The organism is Lactonifactor sp. BIOML-A5, from assembly GCF_009677585.1.
GTDB lineage: Bacteria > Bacillota > Clostridia > Lachnospirales > Lachnospiraceae > Lactonifactor.
Genome location: NZ_WKYV01000010.1, coordinates 39,949 through 58,436 on the forward strand (window position 1 = coordinate 39,949; position 18,488 = coordinate 58,436).

Annotated in this window: 20 protein-coding genes; 15 read left to right on the forward strand and 5 right to left on the reverse strand. The window is 47.9% G+C overall.

Annotation, left to right across the window (positions count from 1 at the left end):
• Positions 1–3 precede the first annotated feature (3 nt).
• Entirely contained in the window at positions 4–1,461 is a 1,458-nt protein-coding gene (locus GKG41_RS10105) for a recombinase family protein (RefSeq protein ID WP_173015583.1), read from the reverse strand.
• Between the two features lie 15 nt (positions 1,462–1,476).
• Positions 1,477–1,959, reverse strand: coding sequence for a helix-turn-helix transcriptional regulator (locus GKG41_RS10110; RefSeq protein ID WP_154258387.1), 483 nt, complete (start codon positions 1,957–1,959; stop codon positions 1,477–1,479).
• Positions 1,960–2,342: 383 nt separating this feature from the next.
• Here GKG41_RS10110 and GKG41_RS10115 point away from each other — a divergent pair, with 383 nt between their 5' ends.
• Complete coding sequence (locus tag GKG41_RS10115; protein ID WP_154258388.1) at positions 2,343–2,648, forward strand: helix-turn-helix transcriptional regulator; 306 nt, start codon at positions 2,343–2,345, stop codon at positions 2,646–2,648.
• Positions 2,649–2,686: 38 nt separating this feature from the next.
• On the opposite strand, the gene GKG41_RS10120 is transcribed toward GKG41_RS10115, so the two are convergent.
• The 3 genes from GKG41_RS10120 to GKG41_RS10130 all read right to left on the reverse strand — a co-directional run bounded on the left by GKG41_RS10120 (position 2,687) and on the right by GKG41_RS10130 (position 5,760).
• Complete coding sequence (locus tag GKG41_RS10120; protein ID WP_154258389.1) at positions 2,687–3,256, reverse strand: hypothetical protein; 570 nt, start codon at positions 3,254–3,256, stop codon at positions 2,687–2,689.
• Positions 3,253–4,179, reverse strand: a complete 927-nt coding sequence (locus GKG41_RS10125) for a Kiwa anti-phage protein KwaB-like domain-containing protein (protein WP_154258390.1) — start codon at positions 4,177–4,179, stop codon at positions 3,253–3,255. Before GKG41_RS10125 ends, GKG41_RS10120 begins: the two co-directional genes overlap by 4 nt.
• A gap of 99 nt (positions 4,180–4,278) precedes the next feature.
• Positions 4,279–5,760 carry a recombinase family protein gene (locus GKG41_RS10130; protein WP_347563320.1) on the reverse strand — a complete coding sequence of 494 codons (1,482 nt, stop codon included), beginning with the start codon at positions 5,758–5,760 and terminating at the stop codon, positions 4,279–4,281.
• A gap of 234 nt (positions 5,761–5,994) precedes the next feature.
• On the opposite strand from GKG41_RS10130, the gene GKG41_RS10135 reads away from it, so the two are divergent.
• The 14 genes from GKG41_RS10135 to GKG41_RS10195 all read left to right on the forward strand — a co-directional run bounded on the left by GKG41_RS10135 (position 5,995) and on the right by GKG41_RS10195 (position 18,480).
• Complete coding sequence (locus GKG41_RS10135) at positions 5,995–7,008, forward strand: DUF6017 domain-containing protein (protein WP_154258392.1); 1,014 nt, start codon at positions 5,995–5,997, stop codon at positions 7,006–7,008.
• A 23-nt stretch (positions 7,009–7,031) separates the two neighbouring features.
• Entirely contained in the window at positions 7,032–7,253 is a 222-nt protein-coding gene (locus GKG41_RS10140; protein ID WP_002569164.1) for a DUF5348 domain-containing protein, read from the forward strand.
• Between the two features lie 41 nt (positions 7,254–7,294).
• A complete protein-coding gene (locus GKG41_RS10145; RefSeq protein WP_002569165.1) occupies positions 7,295–7,771 on the forward strand; it encodes a PcfB family protein in 477 nt (158 codons plus the stop codon).
• Positions 7,768–9,576, forward strand: a complete 1,809-nt coding sequence (locus GKG41_RS10150; RefSeq protein ID WP_002569166.1) for a VirD4-like conjugal transfer protein, CD1115 family — start codon at positions 7,768–7,770, stop codon at positions 9,574–9,576. Before GKG41_RS10145 ends, GKG41_RS10150 begins: the two co-directional genes overlap by 4 nt.
• On the forward strand, positions 9,563–9,733 hold the full coding sequence (locus tag GKG41_RS23135; RefSeq protein WP_002569167.1) for a hypothetical protein: 171 nt from the start codon (positions 9,563–9,565) through the stop codon (positions 9,731–9,733). The genes GKG41_RS10150 and GKG41_RS23135 overlap by 14 nt, the downstream gene beginning before the upstream one ends.
• A gap of 421 nt (positions 9,734–10,154) precedes the next feature.
• Positions 10,155–10,370 (forward strand): Maff2 family mobile element protein, encoded by a 216-nt coding sequence (locus GKG41_RS10155; protein WP_002569168.1) that lies wholly within the window; start codon positions 10,155–10,157, stop codon positions 10,368–10,370.
• A gap of 19 nt (positions 10,371–10,389) precedes the next feature.
• Entirely contained in the window at positions 10,390–11,259 is an 870-nt protein-coding gene (locus GKG41_RS10160; RefSeq protein ID WP_002595174.1) for a VirB6/TrbL-like conjugal transfer protein, CD1112 family, read from the forward strand.
• 177 nt (positions 11,260–11,436) lie between these two features.
• On the forward strand, positions 11,437–11,838 hold the full coding sequence (locus GKG41_RS10165; protein ID WP_002569171.1) for a PrgI family protein: 402 nt from the start codon (positions 11,437–11,439) through the stop codon (positions 11,836–11,838).
• Positions 11,789–14,227 carry a VirB4-like conjugal transfer ATPase, CD1110 family gene (locus tag GKG41_RS10170; RefSeq protein WP_002569172.1) on the forward strand — a complete coding sequence of 813 codons (2,439 nt, stop codon included), beginning with the start codon at positions 11,789–11,791 and terminating at the stop codon, positions 14,225–14,227. The genes GKG41_RS10165 and GKG41_RS10170 overlap by 50 nt, the downstream gene beginning before the upstream one ends.
• On the forward strand, positions 14,224–15,183 hold the full coding sequence (locus GKG41_RS10175; RefSeq protein ID WP_002569173.1) for a site-specific DNA-methyltransferase: 960 nt from the start codon (positions 14,224–14,226) through the stop codon (positions 15,181–15,183). The genes GKG41_RS10170 and GKG41_RS10175 overlap by 4 nt, the downstream gene beginning before the upstream one ends.
• A 35-nt stretch (positions 15,184–15,218) precedes the next feature.
• Positions 15,219–17,288, forward strand: a complete 2,070-nt coding sequence (locus GKG41_RS10180; RefSeq protein WP_002569174.1) for a CHAP domain-containing protein — start codon at positions 15,219–15,221, stop codon at positions 17,286–17,288.
• Between the two features lie 34 nt (positions 17,289–17,322).
• Positions 17,323–17,601 carry a DUF4315 family protein gene (locus tag GKG41_RS10185; protein WP_002569175.1) on the forward strand — a complete coding sequence of 93 codons (279 nt, stop codon included), beginning with the start codon at positions 17,323–17,325 and terminating at the stop codon, positions 17,599–17,601.
• A complete protein-coding gene (locus tag GKG41_RS10190) occupies positions 17,594–18,295 on the forward strand; it encodes a DUF4366 domain-containing protein (protein ID WP_002569176.1) in 702 nt (233 codons plus the stop codon). The genes GKG41_RS10185 and GKG41_RS10190 overlap by 8 nt, the downstream gene beginning before the upstream one ends.
• Positions 18,292–18,480: a hypothetical protein gene (locus tag GKG41_RS10195; protein ID WP_002569177.1), complete on the forward strand. Its 189-nt coding sequence runs from the start codon at positions 18,292–18,294 to the stop codon at positions 18,478–18,480. Before GKG41_RS10190 ends, GKG41_RS10195 begins: the two co-directional genes overlap by 4 nt.
• Positions 18,481–18,488 lie beyond the last annotated feature (8 nt).

Genomic DNA, 18,488 nt, shown 5'->3' on the forward strand with positions numbered 1-18,488 from the left:
ATTTTAAAACAAATTGATCTGGAAGACTCTCGAAGTCAACGAACTGGCAAAGCCTGAGCAGCTCTTTGGTCTAACAATCCATTTGCTGTTCTGTAATGATCCCCATTTAATCGCATTTGGATTATCTTTATCGCACGGTCTGACTGCTATGCATTTTTCCACAGAATTCAGGAGCAACTCAACATACTCCACATCTTCAAATTTCTTCAAACAAACGGTATTGAATCTAATCTGGCCTCTTGCAATTGACATGTATGGTCTGCCAGAATCGTAGAACAACTGATTACTTACTACTTGGTATCCATCTAATGAAAATTCATCTTTTGATTTTACAGCATCTAAAGATTCCTGCTCCTCATATACACTTTCACAGGCTTCACAATAGTCGCTTTCTGAAAAGCCGGACCATAATCTGTTTACTGAGACATATCCTCGCAAAGCTCCGTGCTCTATAACTTCCAAAGCAGGCAATGGTATCCCTTTTCTCAGATATTTTTCTGATGCCAATTTATGCTGCGCTGCATCAAAGATCTCGTGACTAACTATGCCTTCATGATGATCTACCTTTAATACCTGAGGCTTATCATGATTATTCTTTCGTTTTTTATGTTCCCAAAAATCATAGGTAAATGTTTTCCAGCTAAGAACATTTCCACAATTTCTTTCATTTTGCATAATTGATCTGACTGTGCCAGAACACCATCTGGTATTGCCTAGTTTTGTAGGGCGTTTCAGCTGTGACAATATCTCAGCTATTTCTCCAGTAGGAAATCCGGACAAATACATATAATAAATAAGTTTTACCGTCTGTGCCTCTTCTTCATTAATTATCAGGTTACCGTCCTCATCATGGTCGTATCCAAGCAATACCGGTGTAAGAAATTTACCTTTCTTAAATCTGTTTTCCAGTGACCAATTCATAGCATTGCTCTTTGTTTTAGATTCTTCTTGCGCAGCTGCAGCCATTACAGCAAGAATCATCTCAGATGTACTATCCAGGGTATTGATTCCCTCTGTTTCAAACTTTACAGCTACCGGTGGTTTCAGATTTGAAAGATGGCGCACCATAGAAAGACAGTCCACCACATTTCTTGCAAAACGTGATACTGCCTTAGTTACAATAATATCTATTTTTCCCGCTTCTGCCGCGGCGATCATACGATTAAAATTATCTCTGTGTTTCATGGAAGTCGCACTGATACCTTCATCTGCATATATTCCTGCAAACTCCCAGTCAGGATTCTTGTTTATCTCTTCTTCATAGTGCTCTTTCTGTAGCTCATAAGAAGTAGTCTGTGCCGGATCATCTGTAGAAACTCGACAATAAGCACATACTCTTTTCTTCGGACTGTCTTCTGTCACTTCCAAAGGTTTTCTAGCCGGAATGTAGATTAGATCATCCGCATTAAGTTGTTTATATTTATCTTTGATCTTTTGTCGTTGTTCTTCTCGGCTAGACATACTACTTCTCATCTCCTATTCATTATTCCAATGCCAATACCAGGCATTTTCTTTTCGATACGCAGTAATTCCCAATTCTTTCTGTGCTATGCGAATTGTTTTATCCGCAATACCAAAACTATTTATTCTTGTCATAATCTCTGTCGAAGGTAAATCTTCAGACATGAGCATTAATTTCAAATATTCTTTTGCCCGATCTTTTTTCGTTAATGTCACATCAACATCTTCAAACTGTGATGGATCCCTATCGCATTTCCCAATCCATTGAAATCCCTGATCTGTGCTAAGTGAAAATGCAATCGTCTCTCCTTCAGGTGCCAAACTTGCTTTTATCGGATACATATACCTAATCTCAGAATTTTCCTGATCCCTCGACACCATTAATACACTCCTGGCTATAGCTGATTTATTAACACCAATAAGATTAGCTACCTGTTCCTGCCTTAAATGTTTGCTGTTTCTTAGTTTTTTTAGCCTGCTCCCCAATGTTTCGATCACTTGTATGCACCTCATTTCATGCATCATGACAGTGCGCCTATTTTCAATCTGATTATCCATTTCGATAATATCAAAAACCAGTTGCCAATTGGTCATTTCCAGTTACCAGTCTGTTAACTGAACGAATAATCTCTTGAAATAGTCCTACAGATATCTTACTCATAATTCTCAGAGACATATTTTTAACATCCCCAACGTATATAGGTCTGCCATCTTACCACCTTACCATCTTGATGCTATTTAAAATCTGGTAATTCAAGATCTCTTTTCCCCTTCACTTGAGTTACTAATTACAGTTTAACTTAACGGTATTTTCATTACAAGTGAACTGTACATAACTTCTCAGCTGAACGGTAAAATATTTTCAGATGAGGTGATTTTCAATGGATATATTACAGAAATTACGAGTTCTCTTAGAGGAACGTGGTTGGACTGAATACAGACTTGCTAAAGAATGCGGATTAAACGAATCCACCATTGCTAATATATATAGAAGAAACAGTGTTCCTTCGTTTCCTACTTTAGAAGCAATCTGCAAAGGATTCGGCATAACACTCGCCCAATTTTTTGCCGAAGGTGAAATGATCGAACTTACTCCCGAAATCAAAAACTTAATCGATTCCTGGGTTGGACTGACTGTTGAGCAGAAAAATGCCGTTTTAAATATGATGAACGCATTTAAAAAATAGCAATATAAAACCGTTGATCAATCTGACCAACGGTTTTCTTAATCTATTATCAAATATGTATTCCGAACCAATTCTCTTGCAGGTATGCCGTCTGGTGTTTCATCCAGTTTTAATCGATAACGATCCATCGACATTTTCGTAATAATTTTTATGTTTCCAGATTTAAACACTCGATATTTTCTTAAAAAGAAAATTGGTAGAATGTAAATCTTATCGGTTTTATCGCAGACTACTCCTATTGCCACAAACAACGCTACTGTCAAAAGAATACCATATAGATTAATGGTTATCGTAAGGACTGTTGCCATATACGCGATCAAAGAAATGGCAATTTCACCTATAATGTCATCTTCTATTTCGTATTTCACTCTGGTATTAGCTTTTACCCTAGTTATCTGTTTCTCTATTACCCACGAAACCAGAAACATCACAAGCAAAACCAATAAAATATACCGCTTTGCTAAAAGTGCTTTCAGAATCACTTGCAGACCGGGCACTGTATTCTTCGTACGAAGTGTTTCTGCAATAATTACACTTATGCACTGTAATAAGTATGCCCACTTATAAGATGCAATATACAGCAGCCATTTTGAAATTCTCGTCATCATGATAGAGCCTCTTCTGTTTTTACAATACCTCTTCTTTTTGCAAGTAGTGATTCAAAATACGAGTCAGACATCAGATTAACAATATGGTACAATTGAGATTTTTCTTTATAATCAATCCTTCCCTCATCGTCAAAATCAATATCTAAGCCCAATTCCTCAACTATTTCTGGAACTTTCTCATAATTGTCAAAAAACAATGGCAATCTTCCTTGTGTCATCATGTTTGTAAAACGTTTCATTATTCTAACATCTCGACAGCAATCTTCACTAAATTGCTCCATATTTGCGATTGCATTCTGCCTAAGAAGTTCCCCCATAGCTTCATTTGTTTTTTGCAGGTACTGATCTCTATAATTAAAGATTCGCTCCAATGAAATATGATTAAAGATATACGCAACATCATCTGCATATATCATGTCTACAGTTTCATCAATACCCAAGAAATTGCCATCCATCGCTTTTAATTCATCATTAAAAAATTGAGCAATATATCCACTTCTCAATTTTTTCATCTTTGCAAATTGTCGAAAGCAGTAAATGATCTTCTCGTTATATTGAATCTTAAAGCAGTAAAAACTAATTTTGGGTATTTCTAAGGCCTTCATTTCTTTATAGATTTTTTCATCAGAAATACTATCGAGAAAAGTATCAATTTGTTCGATGCTGTTTTTGTTCAAATATTCTATTTCACCATCTGCAACCCCTATAGGATTATATTCAACTAATGCTGCGTTATCTAACTGTCTAAGAATATTGGGTATAATCATGCTTAATATATCTGATTGCACCTGAACCGAAATCTGTGGCTGAAACGATTGCATTTTCACAGAGCTTGGCTTCTTAACAAAATATGCAGATAAAATATTACTATTCTTCGCAGAGTTTATAGCTGTGATAAAAGATTTTAATTCATCTTTTGTCATTTTCACACATCCTTCCAAATAAAAATATGTAGTAATTATAACACCATTCAAGCAATATTTGAATTAGCATTGTATTCAGAGCTATGTGATTAAATATCATTAAATATCATTTACCTCCTCCATCAATTCTCTGATACTGTCCTCAAACAAAAATACAATTTCAACATTCTCCGGATCATATACATACACACAATCAATAAAAGTCTCAACCATCTCCCTTGTCAGTATCTTGGCCCCGGAATACTTTCCGGAAAGATTTGTCATTTCAACTGCTTCTTCTCTCAGTTTATCCTGAGCCATAACCTCTGACTCCTGCGTTTTCATCTTCTGCTGAAGTTCTTCAATTCTTATAGTCAGATCATCTTTTATTTTAATATAAGCTTCCTTGGTGATCAGATCATCCGCGAATCTCGTATACTGGCGTATCTTTTCCTGCTTCAAAGATGCAATTTCTTTAGAAATGTCATGTGCCTTCGCTTTTCCTGATTCAGCTTTCCGTCGCGTAACCTTCTCACCTTTATCTCCCAGCCATTGCATAGTATCTAACATCTGATTCAAAGAATATAATACAATGCCTTCTATCCGCTTCATGGAATAGTTTCCTTTAAAGCAGCTGGAATGCTTGCCAATTTTTGTACCATGCTCACAGTTCACGATATCTGTGCCGGTATTTGCTTCATACCGCATCATCAAACGGCAGTTACCACAGCGAAGCTTGCTTTTCAAAGCAAAATCGTAACCTATTTTATAATCAGGCTTTCTCCTGGTTTTGATTACAAGGTTCGCCTCTTCGAATTCTTGCTTCGTCACGATAGCTTCATGTGCATTTTCCACTACAACACAGTTTTCCAAAGGCTGTGTTTTTCTGCTCGTTCTGCCAATAGTGACACCGGTTCTTTTTCCCATCACCATGGCACCCGTATATTCATATCTCTTCAGAATAACGCCCACTTTATTAATATCCCATAGCATTTCGTGTTCTGCTGTGGCAAACTCAGCTCTTACCGGAATATTATGCAATCTATTATAGACAGATGGAACCGGCACCTTATCCTCATTCAGTACATATGCAATCTGTGAAGTAGAACGGCCTTCCAGTGCCAGATCAAATATACGTCTGACTATCTTGGCTGCAGGTGCATCAACTACATATTTCCCTTTTTCCCTTGGATCCTTTTTATATCCAAATGGTGCTTGTGCTGAACTGTTAATCCCCTTTTTCCATCTTGCCTTATTAGCGCTGCGTATTTTCTTAGACAAATCTCTGCTATAAAAAGTATTAATCAGGTTGCTCACAGCCATATCAAAACTCATATTGGAATTGCTGTGATTATCACTGTCAAAGCCGTTGTTGATTGCAATAAACCTGACCTTTAATATTGGAAATATCTGCTCAATGTAATCACCGGCAGTAATATAATCACGTCCCAGACGCGAAAGATCTTTTACAATGATTGTTGATATCCTGCCCGCTTTCGCATCTTCAAGCATAACTTTAAAAGCAGGACGGTTAAAAGCTGACGTTAGATAACGATACTTTTGAAAACACTGGAAAATCAAGGTTTTTCGAGCGACGGACAAGCAGGGTATTGTACTAAAAACTGAATACGACGCAGAAGCGGCGTTTCTTACTCTCTACATGGGAGAACAGGAACGCCGCTTTTTTATGCCCTTTGTTACGCAGTAGGGGCAGAAAAAGCCTTGCTACAAGCGATTTTGCGGGCGCGTATCTGGCGCGGCAAGGGATTTATACCTTATCCCCCGAAACCGCGCTTCTACTGCGTAACAAATCCACAGCAAAAGGAGTGATTTACTATGGCAGTTTTCAGAGTGGAACGGAACAAGGGCTACACCGTAATGAGCAACCACCACCTACGCAACAAGGAGCTTTCCTTAAAGGCAAAAGGGCTGTTGTCGCAAATGCTGTCACTCCCCGAAGATTGGGACTACACCTTGAAAGGCTTATCCCTTATCAACCGGGAGAAGATAGACGCTATCCGCGAAGCCATTAAGGAGCTTGAACGCGCCGGGTATATCGTTCGGTCAAGGGAGCGCGACGAGAAAGGACGCTTGCGGGGCGCGGACTATGTGATATTCGAGCAGCCGCAGCCGCCTACGCCGGATTTACCTACATTGGAAAATCCAACATTGGATAATCCAACGCAGGAAAAACCAACATTGGAAAAACCTACGTTGGAAAATCCAACATTGGAAAAACCTACGTTGGAAAATCCAACGCAATTAAATAAAGATATACAAAGAACTGACTTACCAAAAAAAGAAAAATCAAATACAGATTTATCAAGTACCCATTCCATTCCTATCCTTTCCCCTAACCCCTCTCCTTGCAGAGAAGCGGCTACGCCGCCGGAACGGAAAGGAACGGAAGCGGCAGCACAGAGCGCAGTTGATATATACCGGGAAATCATCAAGGACAATATCGACTACCACATTCTCAAACAGGACATGAAGTTTGACGGGGACAGGCTGGACGAGATTGTAGACCTCATGCTTGAAACCGTATGCACCGCCAGAAAGCGGGTACGGATTGCGGGGGACGACTACCCGGCAGAGCTTGTGAAATCTAAGTTTATGAAACTGGACGGCGAGCATATCCGCTTTGTGCTTGACTGTATGCGGGAGAACACAACGAAAATCCGCAACATCAAGCAATATCTGAAAGCAGCCCTTTTCAACGCCCCGTCCACTATCGGCAATTATTACACTTCCCTTGTCGCCCATGACATGGCAAGCGGCGCACTGTCACCGAAGAAGCCGCAGTACGGCGACCCGGACTATTATTCATTCAAACCGGGCGAAAGCCTGTAAAACAACAAAAGGAGGATTTTATTATGGCACAGAAAATGACAGGAGCATTGGTATTTGACGAGCGCACCGACCGTTACGACATTCGCTTTGACTTAAACAGCTACTACGGGGGCTTGCATTGCGGTGAGTGCTTTGACGTATTCGTGCGGGGCAAGTGGAAGCCGACCCGGATTGAGTACGGCGACAACTGGTATCTTGTGGGTATCAGAGCCGAGGACTTGAACGGGCTGCGGGTGCGTATCTGACCGCCGCCCCATAAAGAAACGCGAAAGGAGGACGCGAGGAATTGCAGGACGAAGTAAACGAAAAGACCATAGCCCTTTACATCAAGACCGGGAAGCTGACCGCCCAGACGCTCCAAAAGGCAATGAAAGCCATACTGTCAAAGGGCAAAAAGCAGCTTGCAAAACCGCCACAGGGAAAGCAGAGCTTAAAGCAGCTTATGAAGCAGAACGCGGGCGTTTCCAACATTGAGATTACCGAGGGCAATATCAAAGCCTTTGAGAGTACGGCGAAAAAGTACGGTATCGACTTTGCGCTGAAAAAGGACGCAACGGAAAGCCCGCCCCGCTATCTGGTTTTTTTCAAGGGGCGGGACGCGGACGTGCTGACCGCAGCCTTTAAGGAGTTTTCCGCAAAGAAGCTGACACAGGAGAAAAAGCCCTCTATCCGAAAGCTGCTCTCTACGCTCAAAGAAGCCGCACAGGGCAAGAACGCGGAACGGGCAAAGGTCAAGAACAAGGACAGGGAGGTATCGCTATGAAGCCGGAAATCAAGAAGCTGCTTATCCTAAATCTCCCGTATCTGCTCTTTGTCTGGCTCTTTGATAAAGTGGGCGCGGCTGTCCGTCTATCCCCCGGCGCGGACGCAAGCGCAAAGCTGCTACATCTTGGGGACGGTTTTACCACCGCCTTTTCCAGTATCGCGCCGAGCTTCCACCCGGCAGACTTACTTATCGGCATTGCGGGGGCGGTCATTGTCCGGCTGATTATCTACACCAAAGGCAAGAACGCGAAGAAATACCGCCGCGGGACAGAATACGGTTCGGCGCGTTGGGGCGGGGCTGACGACATAAAGCCGTACACAGACCCGGTATTTGAGAACAATATCCCCTTAACGCAGACGGAACGGCTCACCATGAACAGCCGCCCGAAGCAGCCGAAATACGCAAGAAACAAAAATATTCTTGTAATCGGCGGTTCCGGCAGCGGCAAGACCCGGTTCTTTGTGAAACCGTCGCTCATGCAATGTACGTCAAAGGATTTTCCAACGTCGTATATCGTCACTGACCCGAAAGGAACACTGATTTTGGAAACCGGGAAAATGTTGCAGCGGTACAAATACCGTATCAAAGTGCTAAATACGATTAACTTCAAAAAATCCATGAAATACAATCCCTTTGCCTATCTGCGGAGCGAAAAGGACATTTTGAAATTAGTCAATACCATTATCGCCAACACCAAAGGCGACGGGGAAAAATCCGGCGAGGATTTCTGGGTGAAAGCGGAAAAGCTCTACTACACCGCACTAATCGGCTATATCTGGTATGAAGCCCCAGAGGACGAGAAGAACTTCACGACGCTGCTTGAAATGATAAATGCGTCGGAAGCCCGCGAGGACGACGAGGATTTCCAGAACCCGGTTGACCTCATGTTTGAACGTCTGGAAGAAAAAGACCCGGAACATTTTGCAGTCAAGCAGTACAAAAAATACAAACTGGCGGCGGGCAAGACCGCAAAAAGCATACTTATCTCATGCGGCGCGAGGTTAGCCCCATTCGACATTAAGGAGCTGCGGGAGCTTATGGAAACCGACGAAATGGAGCTTGACACCATAGGTGACAGAAAGACCGCCCTTTTCGTGATTATCAGCGACACCGACGACACCTTTAACTTTGTCGTGAGTATTCTCTACACACAGCTATTCAACCTCTTGTGCGACAAAGCAGATGATGAATACGGCGGGCGGCTTCCCGTCCATGTACGGTGCTTACTTGATGAATTTGCGAATATCGGGCAAATCCCCAAATTTGAGAAACTAATCGCAACCATACGGAGCCGGGAAATCTCCGCGTCAATCATCTTGCAGAGCCAGTCACAGCTAAAGGCAATCTACAAGGACAACGCCGATACCATAGTCGGCAACTGCGACACCACGCTTTTCTTGGGCGGCAAGGAAAAAACCACGCTCAAAGAAATATCGGAGATTTTAGGCAAGGAAACGATAGACAGCTTCAACACTTCCGAAACAAGGGGGCGGGAGCTTTCGCATGGGCTGAACTATCAGAAATTGGGAAAGCAGCTTATGACGGAAGATGAAATCGCAGTCATGGACGGAGGGAAATGTATCTTGCAGCTACGCGGGGTGCGCCCGTTCTTTTCGGACAAATTCGACATAACGAAACACCCGAAATACAAGTACCTATCCGACGCAGACCCGAAGAACGCCTTTGACATGGAAAAGCACCTTAAACGCCGCCCCGCCATTGTCAAGCCCGACGAGGTTTTTGACTATTACGAGATTGACGCAGCAGACTTACAGGAGGACGCAGACCATGAGGAAACGTAGCGCAGAGGAAAAACAAAAGCAGCTTGAACGGTTTTTAATGAATGTTGCGGAAGCCGCCGACGCTGCATTATGGGAGTATTGGCGGGAAAAGGAAGCGGAACACCGCCGTTTTGCAACGGAGTATGTCACGCGCCGGGGGCTTATCCCTCAACAGTGACAGCATGGCAGACCGCCGGGGAGGGGGGGGGGGACAGGGGAAGCTACACTTCCCCTACGCTGCCTTGCGGCAGCTACCCCTTTGTGAACTTGCGGGAAGCGAACACCTTGCTATGCAAGCTATTCACTTCCCGCAAGTCTGAATAATACCCGTCCGGCAGCACAGCGGGACACCGAAAGGAGGAATCGAAGCAATCACATATATCAATATCGGCTACATGATACGCGCCCCTACTTTCCGGCGCAGCACACAGCGGCAGGAGCCGCACCCCCCTACAACTGAATACCGCCGCGCCGCAGAACTTACGCAGCGCGGGGACAGCCGCCTTTACCAGAGGGCGGTTTTTTTATGCGGCGGCATACGCTGACCGCCTTTTGTCCGCTTGCCGGACAGCCGCAGACGCGGCAGAAAGGATTTATTTATGGCATTTTTCAATAGCGCAGTAGACGTTTTGCAGACCCTTGTTGTAGCACTTGGAGCCGGGCTTGGTATCTGGGGCGTTATCAATCTCATGGAGGGCTACGGCAACGACAATCCGGGCGCGAAGAGCCAGGGCATGAAGCAGCTTATGGCGGGCGGCGGCGTTGCCCTTATCGGCATGACCCTTGTACCGCTGCTTTCCGGCTTGTTCGGTTAAGAAGCGCGGGTAAAGGCTTATGCAGAGCATACTTGACGCGATTAACGAATGGATAAAGGAAATCCTCATAGGAGCCATAAACGGTAATCTGTCAACTATGTTCGGGGACGTAAACGAGAAAGTCGGCACTATCGCCGCAGAGGTAGGGCAGACCCCGCAAGGGTGGAACGCAAATATATTCTCCATGATACAGACCCTTAGTGAGAATGTAATCGTACCCATTGCGGGGCTTGTCATTACCTACGTCCTATGCTATGAGCTTATCAGCATGGTAACGGAAAAGAACAATATGCACGACGTTGACACTTCCATGTTCTTCAAGTGGGTGTTCAAGGCGTTTGTGGCAGTCTACCTTGTGACGCACACCTTTGACATCACTATGGCGGTGTTCGATATGGCGCAGCACGTTGTTTCCGGCGCGGCGGGGGTAATCGGCGGCAGCACAGAGATTGATGTTGCCGCCGCCCTTGCTTCCATGCAGGACGGGCTTGACGCTATGGAAATCCCCGAACTGCTCTTACTTGTCATGGAAACAAGCCTTGTGAGCTTGTGCATGAAAATCATGTCCGTACTGATAACCGTTATCCTCTACGGGCGCATGATAGAGATTTACCTTTACTGTTCGGTATCGCCTATCCCGTTTGCAACAATGACGAACCGGGAATGGGGGCAGATAGGAAACAACTACCTCAAATCCCTGTTCGCTATCGGTTTTCAAGGCTTCCTCATTATGATATGCGTCGGCATTTACGCGGTTCTGGTAAACAACATGATAATAGCGGACAATCTGCACAGCGCGATATTCTCCCTTGCAGCCTATACCGTTATCCTCTGTTTCTCCCTGTTCAAATCCGGCGCACTGGCGAAGTCGATATTCTCCGCGCATTAGCGGCGTGTCAAGGGCAGGGTGGAGATTTTCAGAGCGAAGCGGCGAAAATACGACCCGACCTTGACGCGGATAACCCCCATATAATACGGGCGGGCAAAGGGCATAGATTGACCTTTGCCTTGATTACCCTTATGGGAAGTTACAGCAACACCAAACCCAGAGAAAGGAGGTTTTCACTTGGCGTATGTACCCGTACCCAAAGACTTATCCAAAGTCAAGACAAAAGTAGCGTTCAACCTTACCAAACGGCAGATTGTATGTTTTGCGGCGGCTCTCCTGTTCGGCTTGCCGCTTTTCTTTCTGCTCAAAGACAGCACAGGCACAAGCCTTGCGTCTATGGCTATGATTGCCGTCATGCTGCCCTGTTTCCTCTTTGCCATGTATGAGAAGCATGGACAGCCCCTTGAAGTGGTGGTGAAGAACATCATTCAGACGAAATTCATAGCCCCCAAAGAACGACCATACAGGACAGACAACTTTTATTCCGTCTTAGAACGGCAGAGAAAACTTGAAAAGGAGGTATCAGCGATTGCAAAAGGAAACACGAAGAAACAGCGCGGCGGGAAGCGCAAAGCCTAACCCGCCCCGCAAGCTCACCCGCGCCGAGAAAAAGCAGATTGCGGAAATCATCAGACAGGCAAAGGGCGACGGGAAAGCGCACACCGCGCAGCAGACAATCCCTTATATCCAGATGTACCCGGACGGTATCTGCAAGGTTACGGGACGGAAATACTCAAAGACCGTCGCCTTTGAAGATATTAACTATCAGCTTGCACAGGCAGACGACAAGACCGCCATTTTTGAGAACTGGTGCGACTTCCTCAACTACTTTGACGCTTCCGTTTCGGTGCAGCTCTCTTTCATCAATCAGGGGACGCAGCGCGGCGAAGCGGAAAAGGCGGTCAATATCCCGGCACAGGAGGACGCTTTCAATTCTATCCGCACAGAATACCGGGATATGCTGAAAAACCAGCTTGCAAAGGGCAACAACGGGCTTGTCAAAGCAAAATATATCACCTTTGCCATTGAAGCCGACAGTCTGGGCGCGGCGAAATCCCGCCTTGCCCGTATCGAAACGGACGTACTCAACAACTTTAAGCTCTTGGGCGTGTCTGCCCGCCCCATGACAGGCTATGAACGCCTTAAAATGCTGCATGGCATTTTCCACCCGGAGGGCGGGCAGTTTGCCTTTGATTTTTCATGGCTTGCCCCGTCCGGGCTTTCCACAAAGGACTTTATCGCCCCGTCCTCTTTCCGTTTTGGCGAGGGGCGGTATTTCCGCATGGGGCGCAAAATCGGCGCGGTTTCATTCCTTGAAATCCTTGCGCCGGAATTAAACGACCGTATCTTATCTGACATTCTGGACTTGGAAACGGGCGTTATCGTCAATCTGCATATCCACAGTATCGACCAGACCGAAGCCATAAAGACAATCAAGCGGAAAATCACCGACCTTGACAAAATGAAAATCGAAGAACAGAAAAAAGCGGTACGCAGCGGCTACGACATGGATATAATCCCGTCCGACCTTGCCACTTTCGGCAGCGAAGCGAAGAACCTCTTACAGGACTTGCAGAGCCGGAATGAAAGAATGTTCCTCTTGACGTTCCTTGTGGTGAACATGGCAGACACAAAAAGGAAACTGGAAAATGACGTATTCGCGGCGGCGGGCATTGCACAGAAGAACAACTGCGCCTTAACCCGCCTTGACTACCAACAGGAAGCGGGGCTTATGTCCTCTGTACCGCTTGGGGAGAACCTTATCCCCATTCAAAGAGGGCTTACCACGTCAAGCACCGCTATCTTTATCCCCTTTATCACGCAGGAGCTTTTTCAGACGGGCGCGGCTTTGTATTACGGCTTAAACGCCCTGTCTAACAACATGATACTCTGCGACCGCAAGCAGCTAAAGAACCCCAACGGCTTAATCTTGGGTACGCCGGGAAGCGGGAAATCCTTTGCCGCCAAACGGGAAATGACAAACGCTTTCCTCATTACCGACGACGACATAATTATCTGCGACCCGGAAGCAGAGTATTTTTCCCTTGTGCAGCGGCTTGACGGGCAAGTGATACGGTTATCGCCTACGGGCAAGGGCATTGACGGGAAGCCCCAGTATGTGAACCCTATGGATATTAACCTCAATTACAGCGAGGACGACAGCCCCCTTGCGCTGAAATCCGACTTTATCCTCTCCCTCTGCGAGCTTGTCATAGGCGGCAAGGAGGGCTTGCAGCCCGTCGATAAGACCGTCATTGACCGCGCTGTTAGGAACGTGTACCGCCCTTTCCTTGCAGACCCCGACCCGGAGAAAATGCCTATCTTGGGCGACCTCTACAACGAGCTTTTGAAGCAGCCGGAGCCGGAAGCGGCGCGTATCGCGGCGGCGTTGGAGCTTTATGTTTCCGGGAGCCTTAACGTCTTTAACCACAGGACGAATGTAGAGCTTTCAAACCGCCTTGTCTGCTTTGACATCAAGCAGCTTGGGAAGCAGCTCAAAAAATTAGGTATGCTCATTGTGCAGGACCAGGTATGGAACCGCGTCACCGTCAACCGGGCAGAAAGGAAATCCACCCGGTATTTTATGGACGAATTTCATCTTCTCTTGAAAGAGGAACAGACCGCCGCCTATTCCGTTGAAATCTGGAAGCGTTTCAGAAAATGGGGCGGCATACCCACAGCAATCACGCAGAACGTCAAAGATTTGCTTGCTTCCCGCGAAGTGGAGAATATCTTTGAAAACTCTGATTTTGTCCTCATGCTCAATCAGGCGGCGGGCGACCGGGCTATCCTTGCAAAGCAGCTCAACATCTCCCCGCAGCAGATGAAGTATGTCACCCACACCGAAGCGGGCGAGGGGCTTATCTTCTACGGGAACGTGGTGCTGCCCTTTGTAGACCGCTTCCCGAAAGACACCGAGCTTTACCGGGTAATGACGACGAAGCCGGAGGAAGTGGGCGAAGCATGAACGGGCTGAAAACTGACACAATCATCAACCGGGACGCGCTCTATGCCTTGCGGGAGCTTCCAGAGGAAAGCGTACACTGTTGCGTCACAAGCCCGCCCTACTATGCGCTTAGGGATTACGGGCTTGATATGCAGATTGGGCGGGAGGACACGCCGGAGCAGTACATTGACAGGCTGACCGAGGTTTTCCGCGAGCTGCGCCGGGTACTGCGTTCTGACGGTACGCTCTGGCTGAATATCGCGGACACCTACTGCGGCACAGGAAATAAAGGCTACCATGCAGACCCGAAGAACCCGAAAGGCAGAAACGGACAGCAGATTGCAAGAAACAACCGCGTTTCCGGCTGCAAACAAAAGGACTTAATCGGTATCCCTTGGCTTTTAGCCTTTGCCCTACGCGCTGACGGGTGGTATTTACGGAGCGACATTATCTGGCAGAAAGAAAACCCCATGCCGGAGAGCGTGAAAGACCGCCCTACCCGCTGCTATGAACATATCTTTCTGCTTACGAAGTCAAAGAAGTATTTTTATGACGCAGCCGCCATAGCCGAGCCGTTAGCCCCCACAACGGCGGCGCGGTACCGCACCGGGCGCAGCGCGGGACAGAAATATGCGGACGAAGTACCCGGACAGGGGAACGTACAGGGGCTTAACCGGGCGCGAAGCGGCAGCTACTACGACGAAGCCCTCATGCCGACCATGCGGAACAGGCGGGACGTGTGGCTTATCAATACCGTTCCCTACAAGGGCGGGCATTTCGCCGCGTTCCCGCCAAAACTTGCCGAAACCTGTATCAAGGCGGGCTGTCCGAAAGGCGGCGTTGTGCTTGACCCCTTTTTCGGCAGCGGCACGACGGGGGCAGCCGCAAAGCAGCTTGACAGGCATTATATAGGCATTGAGATAAACGCCGAGTATTGCGCCCTTGCAAGGGCGCGGATTGGAGGGACAGACACATAAAACAATATAAGGCGCGTGAAAAAGTCACGCAGAAAATGACCCGCGAGGGGGCTGTCGAGGTAAACGCCGCTACCGGGAAAAAGAAACGTATCAGCAAGCGGATAAGGGACGCGGACTTTGCAAAGACCGAAGCCCCACCGCAGCCGGAACAGGCAGCGCAGCCCCTACCGGGCGGCGCAACTTCCCCGCCCTTAACCGACACGCCGCCGCTTCCCCATGCGCCGGGGGCAGAACGGGAACAGGACACCGCAGCAGCCGAGCGCGTCTTGGAACGTATCGACGGGGCGCGTACCAGAAAGGCGAGCAAAAAGGCGGCGAGGAAAGCACAGGCAGAAGCCACAGCAAAAGAAAAATCTTCCCGCTTGCAGTTTACCGACGAGGAACGGGCAACGCCGGAGCTTGAAAGGTATATCCGAAAATCGGACAAAGCAGCCGACCGTCTGGACGCGGCAAAGGCGGCTATCCCCAAAGAAAAGAAACTTGTACGGGAGCGCACCTTTGATGAAGCCACCGGGAAAGGCAAGACCCGCCTACATTTTGAGGAACAGGAAAAGCCCATAGGAAAGAATAAGCCCCACAATAACCCGCTATCCCGCCCCGCACAGGAAGCGGGTATTTTCGTCCACAACAAGATACATTCCGTTGAAAAGGACAATTCCGGCGTTGAGGGGGCGCACAAATCCGAAGAACTGGCAGAGCGCGGCGCAAAGTACGGGGCGCGGAAAGTCAAGGAGGGCTACCACAGCCACAAGCTCAAACCCTACCGGGCGGCGGCAAAGGCAGAGAAAGCGGCGTTCAAGGCGAATGTGGATTTTCAGTACCATAAAGCCCTGCATGACAATCCGCAGATTGCGGGCAATCCCCTTTCCCGCTTCATGCAGAAGCAGCAAATCAAGCGGCAGTATGCAAAGTCGGCAAGGAAAGGCGGCGCAAAAACGGCGCAGAAAGCCGCAGAGAACACCCGCAAGGCGGCAAAAAAGACCGCCGAGGAAACAAAAAAGGCAATCGCTTTTGTAGGGCGGCACCCGGCGGGCGTATGTATCGCCGTTGCCGCGCTACTCTTATTCATCATGGTATCGGCGGGGCTTTCCTCTTGCGGTTCCATGTTCTCCGGCTTGATGAACGGCATACTTGGGACTTCCTACACGTCGGAGGACAGCGACCTTGTGGCGACGGAGAACAATTACGCCGCAAAGGAAAACGAGCTTCAGCAGCAGATTGACAATATCGAAAGCACCCACCCCGGCTATGACGAATACCGCTATGACCTTGACAGTATCGGGCATAACCCCCATGAGTTAGCGTCCTACCTCACCGCCCTTTTACAGACCTACACCCCGCAGAGCGCACAGGCAGAGCTAAATCGCGTCTTTGCCATGCAGTACACTTTGACGCTGACAGAAGAAACGGAAATCCGCTACCGCACAGAAACAAGCACAGACCCGGAAACAGGGGAAACGACCACCGAGGAAGTACCCTACGAGTACCATATCCTCAACGTGAAGCTGACGAACAAGCCCATTTCCGAGATTGCGGAGGAACTTCTAACGCCACAGCAGCTTGAAATGTACCGCGTCTATCTGGAAACAAGCGGAAACAAACCGCTGATTTTCGGCGGCGGCTCCCCCGATATGGGCGCGTCCGAGGATTTAAGCGGCGTACAGCTTGTAAACGGCACACGCCCCGGCAACACCGCCGTTGTAGACCTTGCGAAGCGGCAAGTCGGCAACGTGGGCGGGCGACCCTTTTGGAGCTGGTACGGATTTAACAGCCGCGTGGAATGGTGCGCCTGTTTCGTTTCATGGTGCTACAATCAAGCCGGAAAGAGCGAGCCGCGCTTTGCCGGGTGCCAGTCACAGGGCGTACCCTGGTTCCAGTCACGCGGGCAATGGGGCGCGAGGGGCTATGAGAATATCGCCCCCGGCGACGCTATCTTTTTCGACTGGGACGGGGACGGGAGCGCAGACCATGTGGGGCTTGTTATCGGAACGGACGGGGAGCGCGTCTATACCGTCGAGGGCAATTCCGGCGACGCCTGCAAGATAAAGAGCTACCCCGTCAATTACTCCTGTATCAAAGGCTATGGGCTGATGAACTGGAATTAACATATTTTTGAGCAAAGAAAGGAGAAATTTATTGATGGCTATGAACAAAATTGAACGTATCGACAAAGAGATTGCAAAGACCCGCGAGAAAATCACCGAGTACCAGAACAGATTAAGGGGGCTTGAAGCGCAGAAAACCGAAGCGGAAAACCTGCAAATCGTACAGCTTGTGCGCTCCATGCGCCTTTCCCCGCATGAGCTTTCCGCTATGCTTTCCGGCGGCGGTATTCCGGGCATGGAAGCCGCGCCGGGCTACCCCGCAGAACCCGCAGACCACGACACCGAAGAAATGGAGGACACCGAGAATGAATAAGAAAATCCTTAGAACCTTGACCGCACTCTGCGCCGCCCTCATGCTGACGGGCGGCTTTTCCGTCACCGCCTTTGCACAGACCCCGGAGGGACAGGACGCGACCGACGACAGCGGCGTTGTCTATGAGGAACCCGAAAAGGAAGAACCCCTTACCCCGGACGGGAACGCGACCCTTGTAGACGATTTCGGCGGCAACAAGCAGCTTATCACAGTGACGACCAAAAACGGCAATTACTTTTATATCCTTATCGACCGGGACGACGAGGGCGAGGACACCGTACATTTCCTTAATCAAGTGGACGAAGCCGACCTTATGGCACTCATGGAGGACGGAAGCACCGAAGCAGCCCCGCCCGCCGTTTGCAGTTGCACCGATAAATGCGAAGCCGGAAAGGTAAATGTGAGCTGCCCTGTCTGCAAGGACAACATGACCGCTTGCAGCGGCAAGGAAGCGGAGCCGGAAACCGAGAAACCAACAGAGCAGCCCAAAGAGAAAGGCAATACAGGCGGGCTTGTGCTTTTCCTTGTCGTGGCACTTCTTGGCGGCGGGGGCGCGTTCTATTATTTTAAGTTTATGAAGCCAAAGCAGAACGTCAAGGGCGACACCGACCTTGAAGATTTCGATTTTGACGATTACGACGAGGACGAGGGGGACGGGCTTTCTGATGAAGAACAGGAGGACGAGGAAGCATGACGCTTTTTACCGAAAACCCTTTAGAAAAAATGATGGTACAAAGACCCACCGGGCGGCGTGACAGTGCGCCGCCCGTTCCAAAATCCCCGGCGTGTATGCGTTGCCCTTATAAGGCGCAATCCCCCTGTATCGGCTATTGTCTGAAACAGGCACAGGAGAAGAAGCACACCGCGCCGGAACGCTGAAAGGAGGA